At 71.0% G+C, this 18,423-nt stretch carries 22 protein-coding genes; 12 read left to right on the top strand and 10 right to left on the bottom strand.

Annotated features, from left to right (window positions below; all coding sequences use genetic code 11):
• Positions 1–6: 6 nt before the first annotated feature.
• Both JIG36_RS43320 and JIG36_RS43315 read right to left on the bottom strand, forming a co-directional pair.
• Positions 7–957, bottom strand: coding sequence for a TIGR03557 family F420-dependent LLM class oxidoreductase (locus JIG36_RS43320; protein WP_203382707.1), 951 nt, complete (start codon positions 955–957; stop codon positions 7–9).
• Between the two features lie 16 nt (positions 958–973).
• A complete protein-coding gene (locus JIG36_RS43315; protein WP_203382706.1) occupies positions 974–1,114 on the bottom strand; it encodes a hypothetical protein in 141 nt (46 codons plus the stop codon).
• Between the two features lie 144 nt (positions 1,115–1,258).
• Between JIG36_RS43315 and JIG36_RS43310 the strand changes: the two genes are divergently transcribed.
• Positions 1,259–2,818, top strand: a complete 1,560-nt coding sequence (locus JIG36_RS43310) for a glycoside hydrolase family 3 protein (protein ID WP_203382705.1) — start codon at positions 1,259–1,261, stop codon at positions 2,816–2,818.
• Positions 2,819–2,973: 155 nt separating this feature from the next.
• Here JIG36_RS43310 and JIG36_RS43305 read toward each other — a convergent pair whose 3' ends face one another.
• Positions 2,974–3,258, bottom strand: coding sequence for a GNAT family N-acetyltransferase (locus JIG36_RS43305; protein ID WP_203382704.1), 285 nt, complete (start codon positions 3,256–3,258; stop codon positions 2,974–2,976).
• Between the two features lie 42 nt (positions 3,259–3,300).
• Here JIG36_RS43305 and JIG36_RS43300 point away from each other — a divergent pair, with 42 nt between their 5' ends.
• The 7 genes from JIG36_RS43300 to JIG36_RS43270 all read left to right on the top strand — a co-directional run bounded on the left by JIG36_RS43300 (position 3,301) and on the right by JIG36_RS43270 (position 7,656).
• Positions 3,301–3,624 (top strand): hypothetical protein, encoded by a 324-nt coding sequence (locus JIG36_RS43300; protein WP_203382703.1) that lies wholly within the window; start codon positions 3,301–3,303, stop codon positions 3,622–3,624.
• 67 nt (positions 3,625–3,691) lie between these two features.
• On the top strand, positions 3,692–4,516 hold the full coding sequence (locus JIG36_RS43295; RefSeq protein ID WP_203382702.1) for a DUF1206 domain-containing protein: 825 nt from the start codon (positions 3,692–3,694) through the stop codon (positions 4,514–4,516).
• A gap of 98 nt (positions 4,517–4,614) precedes the next feature.
• A complete protein-coding gene (locus tag JIG36_RS43290; protein ID WP_307873146.1) occupies positions 4,615–5,787 on the top strand; it encodes a mechanosensitive ion channel family protein in 1,173 nt (390 codons plus the stop codon).
• A gap of 236 nt (positions 5,788–6,023) precedes the next feature.
• Positions 6,024–6,461: a phage holin family protein gene (locus JIG36_RS43285; protein ID WP_203382701.1), complete on the top strand. Its 438-nt coding sequence runs from the start codon at positions 6,024–6,026 to the stop codon at positions 6,459–6,461.
• Positions 6,458–6,874, top strand: coding sequence for a DUF3618 domain-containing protein (locus tag JIG36_RS43280; protein ID WP_203382700.1), 417 nt, complete (start codon positions 6,458–6,460; stop codon positions 6,872–6,874). The genes JIG36_RS43285 and JIG36_RS43280 overlap by 4 nt, the downstream gene beginning before the upstream one ends.
• Positions 6,871–7,143 (top strand): DUF4235 domain-containing protein, encoded by a 273-nt coding sequence (locus tag JIG36_RS43275; protein ID WP_184956266.1) that lies wholly within the window; start codon positions 6,871–6,873, stop codon positions 7,141–7,143. The genes JIG36_RS43280 and JIG36_RS43275 overlap by 4 nt, the downstream gene beginning before the upstream one ends.
• 309 nt (positions 7,144–7,452) lie before the next feature.
• The gene (locus tag JIG36_RS43270; protein WP_011905669.1) at positions 7,453–7,656 is read left to right on the top strand and encodes a cold-shock protein; all 204 of its coding nucleotides are present in this window, start codon (positions 7,453–7,455) and stop codon (positions 7,654–7,656) included.
• A gap of 125 nt (positions 7,657–7,781) precedes the next feature.
• On the opposite strand, the gene JIG36_RS43265 is transcribed toward JIG36_RS43270, so the two are convergent.
• Together JIG36_RS43265 and JIG36_RS43260 are read right to left on the bottom strand one after the other, a co-directional pair.
• On the bottom strand, positions 7,782–8,084 hold the full coding sequence (locus JIG36_RS43265; protein ID WP_236049381.1) for a hypothetical protein: 303 nt from the start codon (positions 8,082–8,084) through the stop codon (positions 7,782–7,784).
• Entirely contained in the window at positions 8,078–9,055 is a 978-nt protein-coding gene (locus JIG36_RS43260; RefSeq protein WP_203382699.1) for an aldo/keto reductase, read from the bottom strand. Before JIG36_RS43260 ends, JIG36_RS43265 begins: the two co-directional genes overlap by 7 nt.
• Before the next feature lie 173 nt (positions 9,056–9,228).
• Between JIG36_RS43260 and JIG36_RS43255 the strand changes: the two genes are divergently transcribed.
• Together JIG36_RS43255 and JIG36_RS43250 are read left to right on the top strand one after the other, a co-directional pair.
• On the top strand, positions 9,229–10,095 hold the full coding sequence (locus JIG36_RS43255) for a methyltransferase domain-containing protein (RefSeq protein WP_203382698.1): 867 nt from the start codon (positions 9,229–9,231) through the stop codon (positions 10,093–10,095).
• Positions 10,096–10,108: 13 nt separating this feature from the next.
• Positions 10,109–11,128, top strand: a complete 1,020-nt coding sequence (locus JIG36_RS43250; protein ID WP_203382697.1) for an adenosine deaminase — start codon at positions 10,109–10,111, stop codon at positions 11,126–11,128.
• A 123-nt stretch (positions 11,129–11,251) separates the two neighbouring features.
• Here the strand turns inward: JIG36_RS43250 and JIG36_RS43245 are convergent, their stop codons facing one another.
• The 4 genes from JIG36_RS43245 to JIG36_RS43230 all read right to left on the bottom strand — a co-directional run bounded on the left by JIG36_RS43245 (position 11,252) and on the right by JIG36_RS43230 (position 15,920).
• Positions 11,252–11,404, bottom strand: a complete 153-nt coding sequence (locus JIG36_RS43245; protein WP_203382801.1) for a hypothetical protein — start codon at positions 11,402–11,404, stop codon at positions 11,252–11,254.
• Positions 11,405–11,419: 15 nt separating this feature from the next.
• Entirely contained in the window at positions 11,420–13,543 is a 2,124-nt protein-coding gene (locus tag JIG36_RS43240; protein ID WP_307873145.1) for an RICIN domain-containing protein, read from the bottom strand.
• Positions 13,544–13,830: 287 nt separating this feature from the next.
• Complete coding sequence (locus tag JIG36_RS43235; RefSeq protein WP_307873144.1) at positions 13,831–15,096, bottom strand: HAMP domain-containing sensor histidine kinase; 1,266 nt, start codon at positions 15,094–15,096, stop codon at positions 13,831–13,833.
• Positions 15,097–15,230: 134 nt separating this feature from the next.
• The gene (locus tag JIG36_RS43230; protein ID WP_203382696.1) at positions 15,231–15,920 is read right to left on the bottom strand and encodes a response regulator transcription factor; all 690 of its coding nucleotides are present in this window, start codon (positions 15,918–15,920) and stop codon (positions 15,231–15,233) included.
• Positions 15,921–16,061: 141 nt separating this feature from the next.
• On the opposite strand from JIG36_RS43230, the gene JIG36_RS43225 reads away from it, so the two are divergent.
• On the top strand, positions 16,062–16,946 hold the full coding sequence (locus tag JIG36_RS43225) for an ADP-ribosylglycohydrolase family protein (RefSeq protein WP_203382695.1): 885 nt from the start codon (positions 16,062–16,064) through the stop codon (positions 16,944–16,946).
• A 57-nt stretch (positions 16,947–17,003) separates the two neighbouring features.
• On the top strand, positions 17,004–17,972 hold the full coding sequence (locus JIG36_RS43220) for a GGDEF domain-containing protein (RefSeq protein WP_203382694.1): 969 nt from the start codon (positions 17,004–17,006) through the stop codon (positions 17,970–17,972).
• A gap of 27 nt (positions 17,973–17,999) precedes the next feature.
• Here the strand turns inward: JIG36_RS43220 and JIG36_RS43215 are convergent, their stop codons facing one another.
• The gene (locus tag JIG36_RS43215) at positions 18,000–18,416 is read right to left on the bottom strand and encodes an acyl-CoA-like ligand-binding transcription factor (RefSeq protein WP_236049379.1); all 417 of its coding nucleotides are present in this window, start codon (positions 18,414–18,416) and stop codon (positions 18,000–18,002) included.
• Positions 18,417–18,423 lie beyond the last annotated feature (7 nt).

The raw sequence follows: 18,423 nt of genomic DNA, 5'->3' as shown, positions 1-18,423 counted from the left end.
AAACGCCTACGAGATCTTGGGCAGGATCTGATCGGCGTACAGGTCGAACAGGCCCTGATAGTGCGGGCCGGTGTTGGCCACGTACACCTCGTCGAAGCCCGCCTGCCGATACTTGTCGATCATTTCGAGGTGGGCCGCCGGGTCGTTGCCGCACACGAACGACTCACCCACCATCTCCTCGGTGACCAGCTGCGACGCCTGCTCGAAGTGCTTGGGCGAGGGCAACACCTGGGAGAGCTCACCGGGCACGCCGGCGTTCGGCCATTTCTCGTACGCGATCTTGGCGCCCTCCTCGGCGGATGCGGCGAAGGCGGCCTTGAACCCGGCCTGCGCGATCTTCGAACCTCCGCCGTTGTCGCGGAAGCGCGACACCAGCTCGCCGTCGGGCATGGTGCTGACGTAGCCGTCGCCGATCCGGGCCGCCACGTCGACCGCCTTGGGCCCGAAGCCGGACACGTAGATCTCGACCGGGTTCTCGGGCAGCGTGTAGATCCGCGCGTTCTCGACGGTGTAGTGCTTGCCGTGGTGCGAGAAGGTGCCGCCCTCCCAGAGACCGCGCATCACCTCGACCGATTCTTCGAGCATTTCCAGCCGTACGTCCTCCTCCGGCCACGCATCGCCGAAGATGTGCTCGTTGAGCGCCTCGCCGGTGCCGATCCCGAGCCGGAACCGCCCGCCGGTGAGCACCGCGCTGGTGGCCGCGGCCTGGGCGATCACCGCCGGATGGATCCGGACCGTCGGGCAGGTCACCGCGGTGGTGATCGGCAGCGAGGTCGCCTGGCTCAGGGCCCCGATCATCGACCACACGAACGGGCTGTTGCCCTGGGCGTCGACCCACGGGTGGTAGTGATCCGAGATCCAGAGGGCGGAGAAGCCGGCCCGTTCGGCGCCGCGTGCCTGTTCGAGCAGTTCGGCCGGGCCGTATTCCTCGCAGGAGAGGAAGTATCCGATGCGCATGCCGCTCCGGATACCCCTACTTCTTGCCGCCGAACATGCGACGGATGGCCCAGATCAGGATGAGGAAGGCCAGGGCCACACCCAAGAGGCGGACGGCGTGGACCTCGGACCAGTCGACGCCGGAGGCGCCTTCCGCGGCGAGCGTGGAGAGGGTCACCCCCGCATCGTATCGACCGACTTTCACTCAAAGCTAATAGAAAGGTTTGTTGACTGAAACAGGCTCGGGGTGTGACCATTGGTCCGCACAACGGGGGGTGCGCTCCCTCGAGCGCGCTAAACGTCACCGGAGGTACGGGGGCCTATGCCGAACCAAGGCGAATTGCCGGAACTGGCCGCGTCGGTGCTTCAGCCGGGATTCGTCGGCACCACCGCGCCCGACTGGGTCCGGCGGTGGCTCGGCGAAGGACTGGGCGGCGTCGCGCTGTTCGCCCGCAACGTCGAGTCGCCGGCCCAGGTCGCGGCGCTGACCGCGCAACTGCGGGCCGAGCGTCCGGACGTGCTGGTGGCGATCGACGAGGAAGCCGGTGACGTCACCCGGTTCGAGTCGCGGCACGGCAGCTCCCGGCCCGGCAACCTGGCCCTGGGCGCGATCGACGACGTGCTGCTGACCGAGGAGGTCGCCCGCGATCTGGGGGCCGACCTGGCCAACGCCGGCATCACGCTCGACTACGCACCCGACGCGGACGTCAACAGCAATGCGGACAACCCCGTTATCGGCGTACGGGCGTTCGGGGCCGAGCCGCACCTGGTCGCCCGTCACTCGGCCGCGTTCATCCGTGGTCTTCAGGCGGCGGGCGTCGCCGCGTGTGCCAAGCACTTCCCGGGTCACGGTGACACCAGCGTCGACTCGCACCACGACGTCCCGCTGATCGACCGCGACCGGGCCCAGCTGGCCGAGTGTGAGCTCGTGCCGTTCCGGGCCGCGATCGAGGCCGGTGTCCAGGTGGTCATGACCGGGCATCTGCTCGTCCCGGCCTACGACACCGAACTCCCGGCCACCCTCAGCCACAAGATCATGACCGGTCTGCTGCGCGAGGAGCTCGGCTTCGACGGGCTGATCGTCACCGACGGCATCGAGATGCAGGCCGTACGCCGGAGGTACGGGCTGGCCGGTGCGACCGTCAAGGCGCTCGCGGCCGGGGTCGACGCGATCTGCGTGGGCGGCGACCACGCCGACGAGCAGACGGCCGTGCTGCTGCGCGACGCCATCGTGGCCGCCGTCCGCTCGGGTGAGCTCCCCGAGGAGCGGCTGCGTTCCGCCGCGGCCCGGGTCCGCCGCCTGGGCCGGTGGGCCACCGCGACCCAGACCGCCACCGGCTCCCGCGCGATCGCCGACGCGACGCCCGAGGTGGCCGTGCTCAGCCACACCAACACGGTCGGGTTCGCGGCCGCCCGCCGCGCCGTCCGGGTCACCTCGTCGGCCGACGCGGCGCTGCCGGTGAGCGAGGCGCCGCACGTGGTCGAGTTCGCCCCGCCGCGCAACATCGCGATCGGCGCCGAGACGCCCTGGGGTGTCGGCGCGCCGCTCGACGAGCTGCTGCCCGGAACCACCTCGGTGCGCCTGACCGAGGACGAGCTGGGCGCCGACCCGGCCGCGACCGTGCTCGACGGCGCCGCCGGGCGCCCGCTGGTGCTCGTGGTGCGCGACGTGCACCGCCACGCCTGGCTGGCCGACACGCTGGCCGCCGTGCTGGCTCAGCGGCCCGACGCGATCGTGGTCGAGATGGGCCTGCCCGAGACGGTGCTGGGCTCGGTGCACATCGCGACGTTCGGCGCGACCCGGGCCTGTGGTCTGGCCGCGGCCGAACTCATCGCGGGCACGCGGGTGCCGGCGCCGGCCCCGCAGCCGCTCGCGGCCTGAGAGGGCGCGGCTCACCAACTCCGGTTGCCGGCGGTCACAGCGGGGGCTCGACCGTCGGCAACCGGCCTCCAGCCATATCCCGTGAGCTAGTCACGCGCGAAGACGGGCACCACCCCGTGCGTGAGTGTGAGAACCACCCTGCGCGCGAGCGTGAACTAGTCCTCGATGATGTCGTCGTACTCCGGGTGCTCGGCGACGTATTTGGCGAAGAACGGGCATGCCGGGTAGACCTTGGCGCCTCGGGCTCGCAGCTCGTCGAGCGTGCGCTGGGCCAGCACGTTGGCCAGGCCTTGGCCGCGGAACCGCCGGTCGATCTCGCTGTGGGTCACGACGACGACGCCGTCGCGGATCCGGTAGACGGCCATGCCGCCCAGTTCCCCGTCGACGGTCAGCTCGAAGCGGTTCTGCGAGGGGTTGTCGCGCACATCGACGTCGCTCATCGTCCCAGCTTAGGGCTCGCATCACCCCCGTACGCTGGAAGGGTGTTGAAACCCACCCGCCTCGCCATCGCCCTCGCCTCGGCCGCCCTGACGGGCGCGCTTCTCGCCGGCTGCAGCAGTGACAACGTCAACTGCGGCCTCGACCAGTGCACCGTGACGATCGACCGGGAAACCAACGCCAGCGCCAGCTTCCTGGGTGTGGAGGCGAAGTTCGTCAGCGCCGACGCCAACACCGTGACCCTCGACGTCGCCGGCGAGCAGATCAGCCTCACCAAGGGCCAGCAGGCCATCGAGGTCGCCGGGCTGCAGGTGTCCCTCGACAGCGTGACCCAGGACCAGATCGGCCTGCAGGTCTCGCGCAACTAGCGGTTAGCACACGCCGACGTTCCCGTCCCGGGTTTGAAAAAACGCGGGACGGGTCATTTTCCCGGGCATGACCTCAGCCGCCTCCCAAGTCAAAGGCACCGCTTCGCGGGCCGCCAACAGCAAGCCGCTCGAGTATCTGGCCCGGGGCGGCTTCGTCGGATACGGCATCATCCACCTGATCTTCGCGTGGATCGCCCTCCAGGTGGCGTTCCAGGGCTCGTCGCAGGAGAGCGACCAGTCCGGAGCGCTGCAGACCCTGGCCGGCAACGGCCTGGGCAAGACGCTGCTCGTCATCATCGCCGTCGGCATGATCGCCATGGCCCTCTGGCAGGCCTTCGAGGCCGCCATCGGCGAGAGCGGCGAGCAGAACACCACCGCCAAGGCCGAGCGCGTGCTCAACGGCGCCCGCGCCATCCTCTACCTCTACCTGGCCTGGATCGCCATCAAGGTGCTGCAGGGTTCGAACGCCTCGATGGGTGACAACTCGCAGAGCAAGACCTCGTCGATCATGGACAACACCGGTGGCCGCTGGCTGATCGGCTTCGTCGGCCTCGTGGTGATCGGCGTCGGCGTCGGCATGGCCATCTACGGCTGGAAAGAGAAGTTCGCCAAGCACCTCAACACCGGCGAGATGCCGCAGGCCACGCGCAAGCCGATCATCCGGCTCGGCAAGGCGGGCTACATGGCCAAGGGCACCGCGTACGCCATCGCCGGCGTGCTGGTCGTGCTGGCCGCGGTGAACTACGACCCGGAGAAGGCGCGCGGCCTCGACGCGGCACTCAAGACGCTGGCTGGATACTCCTGGGGCGTGTGGCTGCTCGCGTTGATCGCGCTCGGCATCGCCTGCTTCGGCGTCTACTGCTTCGCACAGGCCAAGTACCGGAAAGTGTGAGCAACCTCTGAACTTCGTGCGGGAAAGTTGCGGGTGCCGGTGACCTGGGCAAGCTAGGTCGCTGGTACCCGCACTTTCTTCCTGCGAAGGAGAGACACGTGCCCAGCACTGTGAAGGCCCTGCTCGCTGTCGTCGCCGCGATAGGGCTGGCGATCCTGCTGGTCAGCGTCCTGCACTGGCTTACCAAGCGGCTCGGCCGCAAGTCGGACCTCGCCGCCGACCTGGCCCGCACGGCCCACAAGCCGTTCCTCGCCACGATGGTCCTGTTCGCGATACAGCAGGCGCTGCGGGCGGTGGCGGGCGACTTCCCGGGCCGTGAGGGCGTGCTGCACGCCCTGGTGATCTGTTTCATCGCCGCGTTCGCCTGGCTGGTCGCGGCGTTCGTCCTCGTGCTGGAGGACGCCGCACTCGCGCACTGGCGCACCGACGTCGAGAACAACCTGCGCCGCCGCCGCTTCAAGACCCAGATCGTGATGATCCGCCGGATCACGGTGGCCACGATCGTGGTGCTCACCCTCGGCGTCGTGCTGATGACCTTCCCCGGCATCCGGGCGCTCGGCGCCAGCGTGCTGGCCTCGGCCGGCATCGTCAGCGTCATCGCGGCGCTGGCCGCCCAGAGCACGCTCGGCAACGTCTTCGCCGGTCTGCAACTCGCCTTCAGCGACGCCGTCCGGGTCGACGACGTGGTGGTCGTCGAGGGGGAGTGGGGCCGCATCGAGGAGCTGACCCTCACGTACGTGGCCGTGCAGATCTGGGACGACCGGCGGCTGCTGCTGCCCACCTCGTACTTCACCTCCAAGCCGTTCCAGAACTGGACCCGCTCGTCCTCGGCCGTGCTCGGCACCGCCGAGGTGGACGTCGACTGGTCGACCGCGATCGAGCCGCTGCGCGAGGAGCTGCGCGCCACCTGCGAGGGCTCGCAGTTGTGGGACGGCCGGGTCTGTGTGCTGCAGGTGACCGAGGCGGTCGGCGGCATGGTGCGGCTGCGAGCGCTGGTCAGCGCGAACGACGCCCCGTCGCTGTGGGATCTGCGCTGCCTGGTCCGCGAGCGCCTGGTGACGTTCATCTGGGAGAACCAGCGCACGGCGCTGCCGCGCTACCGGGCCGACATGGCCAACGTGACCAGGCCGGTGGCCGAGACCCTGCGCCCGGCGCCCCGGGGCGACTCGGACGACGACGCCCGGGTGTTCTCGGGTGGTGCGGACGCCGACGAGCGCGCCGTGACGTTCGGCGGGCCGGAGGAGCCGGTGCCGGTGCCCGCAAACCGGTGACCCCAGCTAGCAGCTGATCTGCCGGGTTTGCCGCGGTCTTGAGCCCGGGAGCGTGACCTGTGGCTGATCTGCCGGGTTTGCCGCGGTCTTGAGCCCGGGAGCGTGACCTGTGGCTGATCTGCCGGGTTTGCCGCGGTCTTGAGCCCGGGAGCGTGACCTGTTGTGGCGGGTTTCCCGCAGGAGGATTGACTCTCTGGTGATCAGGGCATACACCGAGGTACGGAAGGGAGGTCACCATGGCCGATGTTCTGAACGGCCGCGCCGGTACGGGCGCCACCGATCAGTCCACCGCCGAGTTGGTTCAACGCGCGAGTGAGCAAGTCAGCCGGCTCGTTCGTGACGAGATTGCATTGGCCAAGGCCGAGCTGGCCGAGAAGGGTAAGCATGCCGGCATCGGCATCGGCCTCTTCGGCACCAGCGGTGTGCTGGCCTTGTACGGGGTGGGCGCACTCATAGCCACCCTCATCATCGTGTTCAACCTGTTCCTGCCGCTGTGGCTGGCGGCGCTGATCATCACGGCTGCGCTCTTTGTGGTCGCCGGCATCCTCGCCCTGATCGGCAAGAGCCAGGTCACCAAGGCCGTTCCCCCTCAGCCCACGGCCGCGATCGAGAGCGTCAAGGCCGACGTCGACGAGGTCAAGCACGCGGTCAGCAGCGAGCGGAGTCGCGGATGAGCGAGAAGAACGGATCGCCGGCCCCCAAGCCGACGATCGAGGAGCTGCGCGCCCGGACCCGGCAGGACCGGGCGGAGCTCGGCGAGACCGTGCAGGCGCTCGCCGCCAAGGCCGACGTCAAGGCCCGGGCCAAGGAGCAGGTCGAGCAGACCAAGCTGAAGGTCAAGGCGCAGGCCGCGGAGGCCACCGAGCGCGTACGCGGTGCGGCCGCGGCCGCCGCTGGAGTGGTCTCCGGAAAGGTTCACGAGGTGGCCGATCAGACCGCCGAGAAGGTCAATCAGAACGGTTCCCGTGACCTCACCGTCCAGGCGAGAGAACAGATACGGAACAGTCCGGTTCCGATTTCCCTCGTCTTTGCCGGAGCGCTCGCAGTCGTGGGCATCATTCTGATCGTTCGTGGGAGGCGCCGGTGAGCGGCAAGGTTTCGAAGCTGGCCTACAAGCCTGTCGGGTTGCTGCTCGGCATCGGCGCCGGTGCGGTTGCCGGCCTCGTCTTCAAGGAGGTCTGGAAGCTGACGGCCGGTGATGACGACGCCCCGAACGCGACCGACGAGGATCGGGGCTGGGGCGAGATTCTCGCTGCGGCCGCCCTGCAAGGCGCTATCTTCGCTCTCGTGAAGGCGGCCGTCGATCGGGGCGGCGCCGTCGGAGTTCGGAAAATGACTGGTCAATGGCCTTCGTGAAGTTAGGTTAACAGTCACTGGTCTCCCACATCGCGAGAGCGAAGTGGGGGGCCTTTTCCATATCTGCCGCGGTTTATTCGATTCTCCCGAGGGGCAGCTTTGTGACCCGTTTTTCGGGTACAGTGTGCCCAGTTTTTGCGTACGTGGTTCGCTGCTTCCGCCTGATCAAGGGAAGCCGGTCACCAGCCGGGGCCTCGAGGTCGAGTGGATGGGACGTCCTCTGAAAGGCCGCCTCACGGCGCCGCTGCTCGAAAACGGTCATCGGCCCGGGGCATCACGGGGCCGGCATTTTCAGAAGGAGAGTTCAGCATGGCGCAAGGAACCGTGAAGTGGTTCAACGCAGACAAGGGCTTCGGCTTCATCACCGTCGACGGCGGGGGTGCTGACGTGTTCGTCCACTTCTCGGCCATCCAGACGAGCGGCTACCGCACTCTGGAAGAGAACCAGCGGGTCGAGTTCGAGATCGCCCAGGGCCAGAAGGGCCCGCAGGCGGAGCAGGTTCGCCCGCTCTGAGTCCCACCACGCCGGCCTGAGGCCGGCCGCCGATCGCCTGGCGGAGATCGGCTCTAGCGCAGAAACCCCCGCATCCTCATCGAGGGTGCGGGGGTTTTGTCATTGCCTCTGGTGGGCGTGATCAGTCATTGATCCTGGACAGTACCGTCGGCGTGCGGCGGTGCATCATGCAACGGTGCCACGGCCAGCACTTCCGACCGCTTGAAACGGGCTCTCGCGCGTTCCCCAAGAATGATCAAAATCAGTCCCGCGATTACCACGACCGGACCGATGACCGACCAGATCCCGACCCCGCTCATCCGGCTGTCGGTGAGAATGTCGAAACCCTGCAGAGTCCACAGAGCACCGACCACCACGGCCAATACCCCAACCGCCATGGAGAGCCAGCCCTTGAGCCTTTTAGGGGCGGGTGCCGGTTCGTTCACCATTTGTCATGCACCTGCGGGCGGATCAGTTCGTCGTAGACCTCGCGGACCCCGGCCGCGGCCTCCTCGGTGAGCGGCGGAAGGCCGGCCACGGCGGCGTTGCGGGTGGCCTGCTCCGGGTTGCGGGCACCGGGGATGACGACCGTGAGGCCGGCCTGGTCGAGCACCCAGCGCAGCGCGAACTGGGCCATCGTCCAGCCCTCGGGGACCAGCGGACGCAGACGCCGGACGGCCTCGAGCCCGGTCGCGAAGTCGACGCCCGAGAACGTCTCGCCGACGTCGAAGGCCTCGCCGTGCCGGTTGTAGTTGCGGTGGTCGTCGGCGGCGAACGTGGTGTGCTCGTCGTAGCGGCCGGAAAGCAGGCCGCTGGCCAGGGGCACCCGCGCGATGATGCCCACGCCGGCCTCGGCGGCAGCCGGCAGCACCCGCTCCAGCGGCTTGAGCCGGAACGCGTTGAGGATGATTTGCACGCTGGCGGTGCCCGGGCGGGCGATGGCGGCCAGCGCCTCCTCGACCTTCTCGACGCTGACGCCGTACGCGCGGATGCGCTTCTCCTCGACGAGCGTGTCGAGCGCGTCGTAGACCGCGTCGGAGGAGAAGACCGGGGTCGGCGGGCAGTGCAGCTGCACCAGGTCGAGCGTGTCGACGCCCAGGTTGGCCCGGGACCGGTCGGTCCACGCGCGGAAGTTGTCGAGCGTGTAGTTGCCGGGCTCCTGCGCCATGCGGCGGCCCATCTTGGTGGCCACGGTCAGCTCGGGGCGGCCCTTGATGAACGACCCGACGATCTGCTCGCTGCGGCCGTCGCCATAGACGTCGGCGGTGTCGATGAACGTGACGCCACCCTCGACCGCGGCCTGCAGGGTCGCGTGCGCGTCGGCCTCGCTCACGTCGCCCCAGTCGGCGCCGAGCTGCCAGGCACCCAGTCCCACCACGCCGACCGAGCGGCCCATCCTGCCGAATTTGCGATTCTCCACGGAAGCAGACCCTACTCGTCCGGCGCGGCCCGCTCGCGGCGGTGGAGAAGCGCGGCGGTGCGATGCGGTGGTGCAATGCGGTGGTGAGTCGCGGCGGCGAAGTGCGATGGAGCCGGCAAAGTGCTACTGCTATCTTTCTTGCAAGACGTACGTACGGTTTGGGAGGAACGATCATGTGGGATCCGGCCGTGTACCGCCGTTTCGGCGCCGAACGTCAGCGTCCGTTCTTCGACCTGGTCAACCGGGTCGGCGCCGAGAAGCCGCGGGCCGTCACCGACCTGGGCTGCGGCCCCGGCGAGCTCACCCTCACGCTGGCCGAGCGCTGGCCCGGCGCTCACCTGACCGGCGTCGACTCGTCGCCCGAGATGATCGAGAAGGCGGTCGCGCACGGCGGACCGGCCGAGTTCCGGGTCGGCGACGTCCGCGAGTGGCAGCCCGGGCCCGACACCGACGTGCTCGTCACCAATGCGACCCTGCAGTGGGTTCCGGAACACCGCGACCTGCTGACCCGCTGGGCCCGCGACCTTCCGGCCGGCGCGTGGATCGCCATGCAGGTGCCGGGCAACTTCGGGGCGCCCTCACACGTGCTGCTGCGCGAGGTCGGCAAGCGTTACGGCGCGAGCGACGTGCTGCGCGAGGCGCCCGTCGACGATCCGGCTGGTTACGCGGCCCTGCTCACCGCGGCCGGGGCCGAGGTCGACGCTTGGGAGACCACGTACCTGCATCTGCTGCCGGCCGCGGGCGCCGATCACGCGGCCGAGAGCGCCGATCACGCGGCCGAGAGCGCCGATCACGCGGCCGAGAGCGCCGATCACCCGGTCGAGAGCGCCGATCATGCGGTCGCGGGTGCCGATCACCCCGTGCTGCGGTGGATGGAAGGCACGGCGTTGCGGCCCGTCAAGGCCGCGCTGGACGAGAATGCTTGGCAGTCCTTCCGCGCCGACCTCGCGCGGGAGCTGTCCGGCGCCTACCCGGCGACCGGCGCGTACGTCGCGTTCCCGTTCCGCCGCATCTTCGTGGTGGCGCGGACCGCCCGCTGAGAAGGGACCTGAGGTGACCGAGCTGACCTCGTTCATCGCCGGACTGCCGAAGGCCGAGCTGCACGTGCACCACGTGGGCTCGGCCTCGCCGCGCATCGTGGCCGAGCTGGCCGCCCGGCACGAGGGCGCCTCCCCGGTGCCGGCCGACCCGGCCGCGCTCGCCGACTACTTCGCGTTCCGCGACTTCGCCCACTTCGTCGACGTCTATCTGACCGTCGTCGACCTGATCCGCGACGACGAGGACGTGCGCGTGCTGACCTTCGAGGTCGCCCGCGAGTTGGCCCGCCAGCAGGTCCGGTACGCCGAACTGACGATCACGCCGTACTCCAGCGTCAAGCGCGGGATCCCGGCCAAGGCGTTCTGCGAGGCCATCGAGGACGCCCGCCGCTCGGCCGCCACGGAGTTCGGCATCGAGCTGCGCTGGTGCTTCGACATTCCGGGTGAGGCCGGTCTGCCCGCGGCCGAGGAGACGCTGCGCGTCGCGCTCGAGGAGCGGCCCGAAGGCCTGATCAGTTTCGGCCTGGGTGGCCCCGAGATCGGCGTGCCCCGGCCGCAGTTCAAGCCGTACTTCGACCAGGCCCGCGCGGCCGGGCTGCGCAGCGCGCCGCACGCCGGCGAGACCACCGGGCCGCAGACCATCTGGGACGCAATCCGCGACCTCGGCGCCGAGCGGATCGGGCACGGCATCTCGGCCGCCCAGGACCCGGAGCTGATGGCCTATCTGGCCGAGCACCGGATCCCGCTCGAGGTCTGCCCGACCTCGAACGTGCGCACCCGCGCGGTCGCCGCGATCGAGGAGCACCCGCTGGCCCGGCTGGTCGCGGCGGGCGTGCCGGTCAGCATCAACTCGGACGACCCGCCGATGTTCGGCACCACGCTCGAGGAGGAGTACGCGGTCGCGGCGCGGCTGCTCGACCTCGACGCACGGGGCGTCGCCGGTCTGGCCCGGGCCGCGGTCGAGCAGAGCTTCCTGCCCACGGCCGGCAAGACCGCCCTGCTCGCCGAGATCGACGCGTACACGGCCGGCGCCTGAGCAAGCGGCCCAAAGCGGGCGGCCTGGGCGAGCGGCCACAGCGGGCGCCTGAGCGAGCGCCCCACAGCGGGCGCCTGGCCGTGCGCCCCACAGCGGGCGCCTGACAAAGGCGCCCGCCGACGCCTAACGCAGCGCGTAGAGCGGTTCCTGCCAGATCGCCAGGACCACGACGATGCCGATGGTCAGCACCGCGATCCAGCGCACCAGCCGCCGCTTGTTGAACCTGGCCGGGCCTTCCTCGGGCTCGGTCAACCGCCGTTCCAGGGTGTCGCGCACAGCCTTGCCTCCCGTCTAGTCGGGTACCGCCGTCCAGCTCTGATAGCGCTGGTCGTTGCCGGCCTGCAGAACGAGCACCCGGTGGGCGCCGAACCGCTGGTCGCCGACGCCGGCCACGAGGCCGCCGTCCGTGGTGCGCAGGGTGAAGCCGTACGGTGAGAACTGCAACGTCCACTTCGAAGCGTCGCCGTTGCAGTCGGCCTGCACCAGCGGGACGCCCGTGGCCGCGTTGCCGCCGAGCGGGCCCACACACTTGCCGGAGGCCCGCGAGACCAGTTTGTAGCTGTTTCCGTCGGCCGGCACGAGCTGCCACTGCTGCTGGGCGTCGCCGTCGGTGCCGCTCAGGGTGATCGGCGTGCCGTTCACCGTGCGGGCCGCATAGAGATTGGCCGCGCTGCCGGTGAGCGCGTTCGTCAGCGTGAACCAGGAGTTCTGCGCCGGGCGGGCCGCGGGCGCCGTCTCGGCCGTGTTGCGGGCCGTGTACTGCGGGCCGGACTTCACCGTCACCTGGTACTTCGTGGCGGGCTTGAGGCCGATCAGCCGGGCCCGGGTGGCCTGCGTGGTGGCGACCGGCTGACCGTCGACCCAGACCTGGTAGGTCGCCTTGGCCGAGGCTGCGCTCCAGGTGAGCCGCACCGAACTGCTGGTGCCGTCGCGCACCTCGACGACGGCCTGCACGGGGTCGGCCTGCACGCCGTTGGCCGGCTCGGTCGGAACCGGGGTGGTGGCCGCGACCGGCAGCGACGGCACGCCGTCGCCCCCGTCCTCGGCGGGCGCGGTCGGCTCGGCCGCACCCGGCTCGCCCGCGGTCGCTGACTCGGACGGCGTGACCTCGGGCGACGGCGGGGCATCGCCGCCGCCGTCGGCCTCACCGGGGTTGGTCACGGTCGGGGTCGGCTCGACGCTCGCGCTCGGGGTGGGCTCGGCCGGGTCGGCGCTGGGCGACTCGGCCGGCTGCGGCGCGCCCTCGGCGTCGGGAATGTCATCGCCGCCGTCGCTGCGCAGCAGGAACTCGCTGCGCGCGATGTTCCAGTTCTTGTCGAGATAGCTGCCCGGCTTCGGGTTGGTGTTGAAATAGTCGTCCTTGCCGCAGTCGAGCCGCGCCTCCTGCTTGCGGGGGCAGACCTTGCGCACCGCCTTGCCCGAGCGGTCGGGGCCGCAGAGCAGGTCGAAGTCGTCGAGGCAGCCGCCGGCGCCGCTGGAGTTGGGCGAGTCGATCAGCGTCGCGCCGAGCGTGTGGGTCAGCTCGTGCGCCGCCATCGCCGCGCTCCAGCAGCCCGAGTCGACCCGGCCGTAGGAGGGGCCGCCGTTGTTGCGGTTGCCCAGCCCGGGGCGGCGGTCGGCGATGTAGGTCGCGATGCCGCAATAGACGGTGGAGTCGGCGAAGATCAGGTATTTGCGGTCGGTGCGGTTGTAGCCGAGCTTCTGCAGCGCGTCGATGTTGCGGGTGAAGGACCCGAGCGCGCCCGTCGGCATCTGCACCTCGGAGACGTCGACCCGGCACTGCGGCGTGGTCACGAAGCGCACGTGCCGCGAGCCGCCGGTCTCGGCCGCGCTCTCGTCGAAGATCTGGTCGACGCCGGTCGACCACGTACGGATCGATCCCAGGAAGTCGGTGTAGCGGCTGGGCGTGCCGTACTCGTGCAGGTAGAGCACCTGGACGCGCTTGCCGCTGCGCCCGTCGCCCTCGCAGGCCACGTCGTGGGCGCCCATGATGAAGTCGGCGTCGCCGGGCGCGGCGTCGGGCACCAGCGCCGGGGCGTCGGCGGTGAGCGCGCTGCCGCCCTCGTCGCGGGCGATCTCGGCGTCGGACGGCGTCGCGGCCGCGGACTCGCGGGCCGGCTGCTTCGGCTCGGGCGCCTTCGCGGTCACCGGGGTGACGGCGCGGCGCACCTTGAGACCGGCCGGCGCCTCGTCGGGGCCGTGGGTGCAGGTGATCTTGTCGAGTTCGTAGGAACCCGCGCAGAGCGAGCCCGCCTTGGCCGGCTTGAGCCCGTCGTAGACCAGTCCCTGGTCGGGCTTGTCGGCGGGCAGGGCGGTGAGGGCGAAGTTGCGCGACGCGTTGCTGCCGGCGACGTTGTCGACCACGCTCGGGCCGACGACCCCGCCGACGCCGAGCAGCGCCAGCCCGAGGCCCACCGGAACCAGCCGGTGCGGCCGCCGGGATACGGCCCGGCGGTGACCACGCGGGGCCGGTGTGCGGCGGTGCGTGGACAAACCCTCTCCTAGCGTTGCCGGGAACTGCCTTGCGGGGGCGCGGTGGGAGGTGGTTATGGGGGAGCCACCTCTCACCGCGCGGGAGCTTCGCCGGTTCCGAGGTGCGGGCGTCGAACCGGGAAGCCGGATGGGATCGGGGGGAACACTGCCAGCCCGGCTCCGGGAGCGGAACGCCTTTAATACAGATCTAAGCAAGAACATGGTCCGCTTCACTCGGAACGGGTGGGTCGGCTGCCACGCTCCCGGGCCAGGCGACCGACCAGGCCGAAACGGCTCGCCTGCTTGGGCGTCGCCTCGGCGTCGGAGAACAGCATGACCACGCTCGCGCCGCCCAGGGCCGCGCGGTCGAGGCTGACCGAGCCGCCCGCGGACTGGGCCGCGCGCCGGGCGATGTCGAGCCCGAGCCCGGTCGAGCCCTGGTTGCTCTGGCCACGCTGCATTGCCTTCTCCGGATCTCCGATGCCGGGACCGGCGTCGTCGACACGCACCGCAACCCATCCGTCACGCCGCGAAATGCCCACCTCGAACGCCGTTCCCTGGGGGGTGTAGCGGAACACATTACCCAGAATGGCATCGAGCGCGGCAGCCAGTTCGGCCCTCGCAACGGGTACGGGAATGCGAACACTTGCCCCGGCCACCCGGTAGCTGCGGTTCTGGTCGCCGGCCAGCGCCGACCAGAACATCATCCGCTCGCGGACCACCTCGCTGGCGTCACAGACACCGGGCTCCGGCGCGGCCGCCACCTGGGCCCCGATCGCCTGGCGGGTCGTGTTGATCAGCTCGTTGACCTCGCCCTCGAGCGTCACGATGGCCTGCCGGATGCGCCGGATGCCACGCCGCCGGTCGATCTCGTCGGCGCTCAGATCGATGATCTGGGTGTCGTCCGGGTCGAGCGCCTCGGCGTCCAGGCGCAGCGCGGTCAGCGGGGTGCGCAGGCGGTGCGACAGGTCGGCGACCATCTCGCGTTCGCTCGTGCGCGAGGTGACCAGCCGGTCGGCCATGCGGTTGAACGCGTAGCCGGCCTCGGCCAGCTCGCGCGGGCCCGAGGGCTGGATGCGCACGCCCAGGTCGCCGCCGCCGACCGCCATCGCCGCGTGCACCAGGTTGCGGGCCGAGTTGACGGCGCCGCGGGCCAGCCGGTCGACCACGACGACGCTGCCGGCGACCAGCACCAGCGCGATGCCGAAGAGCAGCCACCAGTCGTTCGCGGTGCCCTCGCTGAGCTCGCTGTCGGGCACGAAGACCTCGACCACGGACGTACGGGCGCCGACCGTCACCGGTTCGAGCCGCACGAGACCGCCGTCGACCTCCTGGGTCACGGTCGAACCGCTGGTCGCGGCGTGCTGAACCTCGTCGCCGGCGGCGCGACCCCCGGCCGTCTGGCCGGGCGCGTAGACCTTGACCCGGCCGCCGGAACCGGCCATGGCGGCGGCGAGTCCCTTGGCGCCGGCGCCGGCCGAGATCGCGCCGACCACCTTGGCGCTCTGCCGTTCGGCGGCGCCGATGGCCTGGTCGCGATGGTCGTTGCGCAGTTCCCAGCCGAGGGGGATGAGGAAGGCGAGGGCGGCGACGGCGGTGGTCGCGGCGGTGATCCAGGCCAGACGGGCCCTCAGTCCGGCGCCACCAACCGGAATCCGACCCCCCGCACGGTGCGCAGGTAGCGAGGCTTCGCCGCGGACTCGCCCAGTTTCCGACGCAGCCAGTACAGATGAACGTCGATCGTCTGATCCTCGCCGACCGATGGCTGTCGCCATACCTCCTCCAACAGCTCCCGTCGCGAAACGACCCGGCCCGGGCGGGCGGCCAGGTATGCCAGCAGGTCGAACTCCTTGCGGGTCAGCGCCAGGGCCTGGTCGGCCAGGGTGGCGCTGCGCTCGCCCACGTCGACCCGTAGCTCGCCCACCTCGTGCACGGCCGGCTGGGCGGTGCGGCTGGCCCGGCCCACGCGCCGCAGCACGGTGGCGATGCGGGCGTCGAGGTGGGCGCCGGTGAACGGCTTGACCATGTAGTCGTCGGCGCCGGCCCGGAGAAGCCGCACCACGGTCTGCTCGTCGTCCCGCGCGGTGGCGATGATGATCGGCACGTCCGTGATGCCCCGGAGCATGCGCAGCGCGTCGGAACCGTCCAGGTCGGGCAGACCGAGGTCGAGCACGACGAGATCGGGCGTCTCGGCGGCGACCCGCCGGAGCGCGTCGAGCGCCGTGCCGACGGCGTGCACGGCATGCCCCCGGTCGGCGAGCGATCGGAGCATGGCGCCGCGCACGACGTGATCGTCTTCGACGAGCAACACCGTGGCCATGCGAAGAAGGTACTGCCCTCGGCAGCCAGGGCCTAACCGGTGATGGAGGGACACCCTTCGATCACTGAGTGTAATTGCCTTTAGGCCGTTTTAGGGGTGGTGGCCGGGGTGGTCGGACGGGGAATACCATCTGTTGAGCCGATGTCGTTCACACTCTTTCCTAGTACGCGCCTCGCGCTGGCGCTCGAGAGCCTGGCCGGCCTGAGCGTCGGAGACGCGCTGGGCGCCCAAGATTTCGTATCGCGGGTTGATCTCGCCGACCCGCCGCCCGCGCCCTGGCCGTGGACCGACGACACCGAGGAGGCCTGCTGCCTCGTCGCCGTGTTAGCGGAGGGTGACTTCGACCGCGACGCCTTCGCCGACCTGCTGGGCCGCCACCACGACCCCTACCGCGGCTACGGCCCGGGCGCCGTCGTGATGCTGCGCGAGATCCGCGAGGGGCTGCCGTGGCCGATCGCCGCCGCGGCCGCCTTCGACGGGGAGGGCTCGGCCGGCAACGGCGCCGCCATGCGCGCGGCCCCGCTCGGCGCCTGGCACGCCGACTCGCTGGCCCACGCCGCGGCTCAGGGTGCGCGCGCGGCCGAGGTCACCCACGCGCACGCCGAGGGCATCGCCGGGGGAGTGGCGGTGACGGTGGCCGCGGCCGTGGCGGCGGCGGGCCGGCTCGACGGGCAGCGACCGGCGTTGCTGGGCGCGGTGGCCGCGCACACCCCGGACGGCCACGTGCGCGACGGCCTGGTGGCCGCGGCCCGCTTCTCCGAACCCGGCGAGGCCTCGTACGAACTGGGAAACGGCACCCGGGCGATGGCGCGCGACACCGTGCCGTTCGCGGTCTGGGTGGCCGACCGGTTCCTCGACGACTATCCGGGCGCGATCGCGGCCTGCGTGCGCGCGGGCGGCGACGTCGACACCACCTGTGCCATCGCCGGGGGCATCGTGGCCGCGTACACGGGCCTCGGCGGCATCCCACCGGCCTGGCTGGCCGCCCGCGAGCCCCTGCCCGGCTGGTTGAGCGTGGTGGAATAACCGACCTGTTACCGGCTTCCGGCTCAGATCGGCGGCCGCCGGGCCGAATCCGGGGTCATGCCCAGGGCTGCAAGTCTCTTCGTCGTCGGTGGTCTCGCCGTCGCCGCGGCGTGGTCCGGTCTGCACCAAACGTGGATCGGTTTCCTGCCGGCCGCGGTCATCCTGGTCGTGATGCTGGTGGTCGTCCGCATGCGGCACGGTCGCGACGCCGACCTGCGCGCGCTGCGCCGTGCCGTCGCCCGCGAGCAGGTGCTCAGCGAGCTGGGAGCGGCCCTGATCACCACCACCGACCGGGAGGAGGTCCGGCGCCTGGCCGTCCGGGCGGCCGAGACCCTGCTGGCCGACCTGCCCGGGGTGCGCGCGACCGTGACCGGCCTCGACGCCGACGGGTTCCACGTCACCTCCGACGGCGAGCTGCCGGCCGAGGTTCTCCCGGCGCTGCGGGCCCTGCACACCCAGGCGGTGCTGGCGCTGACCGGGGTGGCCCTGAACGGAGAGCTGACCGACCGGGCCCTGCGCGACCCGCTGACCGGGCTCGGCAACCGTGCGATGCTGCGGGAGCGGTTGTCCGGCGCGATCGCCCGGGCCCGCCGCAGCGGCCGCCCGGTCGGCGCGTTGCTGCTCGACCTGAACGGCTTCAAGCAGGTCAACGACCTGCACGGGCACGACGTGGGCGACCAGCTGCTGCGTACGGTGGCCGAGCGGCTGCGCGAATGCGTCCGCGAGGAGGACACCGTCAGCCGGCTCGGTGGCGACGAGTTCGTGGTGCTCACCGAGGACCTGAGTTCGGCCCGCGACGCGCTGGTGGTGGCCGAGCGGATCGTGGCGTCCCTGGGCGAGGTGATCGTGGTGGGGCAGAAGCGGCTGCGGACCCCGGCCAGCGTCGGCGTCGCCCTGTCGCACTCCGGCCTCGACGGCCCGGACGACCTGCTGCGCCTGGCCGACGGCGCCATGCACGAGGCGAAGCGCCGCGGCGGGGGCGGCCTGCACTTGCACGGCGTGCCCGAGATCGCGCCGGTCGGCTGAGGCCGGGCCGAGCTTCGACAACAGGCGTCAGCGGCCCAGCAGCCGTACGCCCTCGGCGATCTCCTCCGGTCCGGGTGCCGAGCCGGGGTCGGTGAGCCACTGCGTCACCACGCCCGACATCAGGGCCATCTGAGCCGAGCCCACCGTACGAACGGTCCGGTCGTCCAGCTGGTCCTCCGGGGTGCCGGTGGCGAGCGCCGCCATGCCGCGCCGGCCCGCCTGCAGACCGCCCGCGAGCTGGGCCCGCAGGTGCGGGTTGTGCTCGGCCTGGATCATCACCTCGACGCTGGCCAGCCACAGCTCGCGGTGCGTGGTGATCGAGTGGATCACCCGTCGCCAGAAGTCGACGACCGGGTCACCGCCGTCCTGCTCGGGCTCGCCGGCCAGCGCCCGGGCGATCTCGTCGCCCCAGTCCTCCATCGCGCCCAGCATCGCCGCGGTCATCAGCGCC

Origin of the sequence: Paractinoplanes ovalisporus, from assembly GCF_016834655.1 — a bacterium.
Taxonomy (GTDB): domain Bacteria; phylum Actinomycetota; class Actinomycetes; order Mycobacteriales; family Micromonosporaceae; genus Actinoplanes; species Actinoplanes ovalisporus.
The sequence above is the reverse complement of the archived record's forward strand: the minus strand, read 5'-3'. Positions and strand labels throughout refer to the sequence as shown.

Bases quoted from the DNA above. Each gene is read 5' to 3' on its own strand.
- JIG36_RS43215 (WP_236049379.1), bottom strand. From the start codon at position 18,416: ATGACCGCGGCGATGCTGGGCGCGATGGAGGACTGGGGCGACGAGATC.
- JIG36_RS43230 (WP_203382696.1), bottom strand. From the start codon at position 15,920: ATGGCCACGGTGTTGCTCGTCGAAGACGATCACGTCGTGCGCGGCGCC.
- JIG36_RS43310 (WP_203382705.1), top strand. From the start codon at position 1,259: ATGCCGAACCAAGGCGAATTGCCGGAACTGGCCGCGTCGGTGCTTCAG.
- JIG36_RS43270 (WP_011905669.1), top strand. From the start codon at position 7,453: ATGGCGCAAGGAACCGTGAAGTGGTTCAACGCAGACAAGGGCTTCGGC.
- JIG36_RS43265 (WP_236049381.1), bottom strand. From the start codon at position 8,084: ATGGTGAACGAACCGGCACCCGCCCCTAAAAGGCTCAAGGGCTGGCTC.
- JIG36_RS43220 (WP_203382694.1), top strand. From the start codon at position 17,004: ATGCCCAGGGCTGCAAGTCTCTTCGTCGTCGGTGGTCTCGCCGTCGCC.
- JIG36_RS43255 (WP_203382698.1), top strand. From the start codon at position 9,229: ATGTGGGATCCGGCCGTGTACCGCCGTTTCGGCGCCGAACGTCAGCGT.
- JIG36_RS43295 (WP_203382702.1), top strand. From the start codon at position 3,692: ATGACCTCAGCCGCCTCCCAAGTCAAAGGCACCGCTTCGCGGGCCGCC.
- JIG36_RS43280 (WP_203382700.1), top strand. From the start codon at position 6,458: ATGAGCGAGAAGAACGGATCGCCGGCCCCCAAGCCGACGATCGAGGAG.
- JIG36_RS43305 (WP_203382704.1), bottom strand. From the start codon at position 3,258: ATGAGCGACGTCGATGTGCGCGACAACCCCTCGCAGAACCGCTTCGAG.
- JIG36_RS43320 (WP_203382707.1), bottom strand. From the start codon at position 957: ATGCGCATCGGATACTTCCTCTCCTGCGAGGAATACGGCCCGGCCGAA.
- JIG36_RS43225 (WP_203382695.1), top strand. From the start codon at position 16,062: ATGTCGTTCACACTCTTTCCTAGTACGCGCCTCGCGCTGGCGCTCGAG.
- JIG36_RS43285 (WP_203382701.1), top strand. From the start codon at position 6,024: ATGGCCGATGTTCTGAACGGCCGCGCCGGTACGGGCGCCACCGATCAG.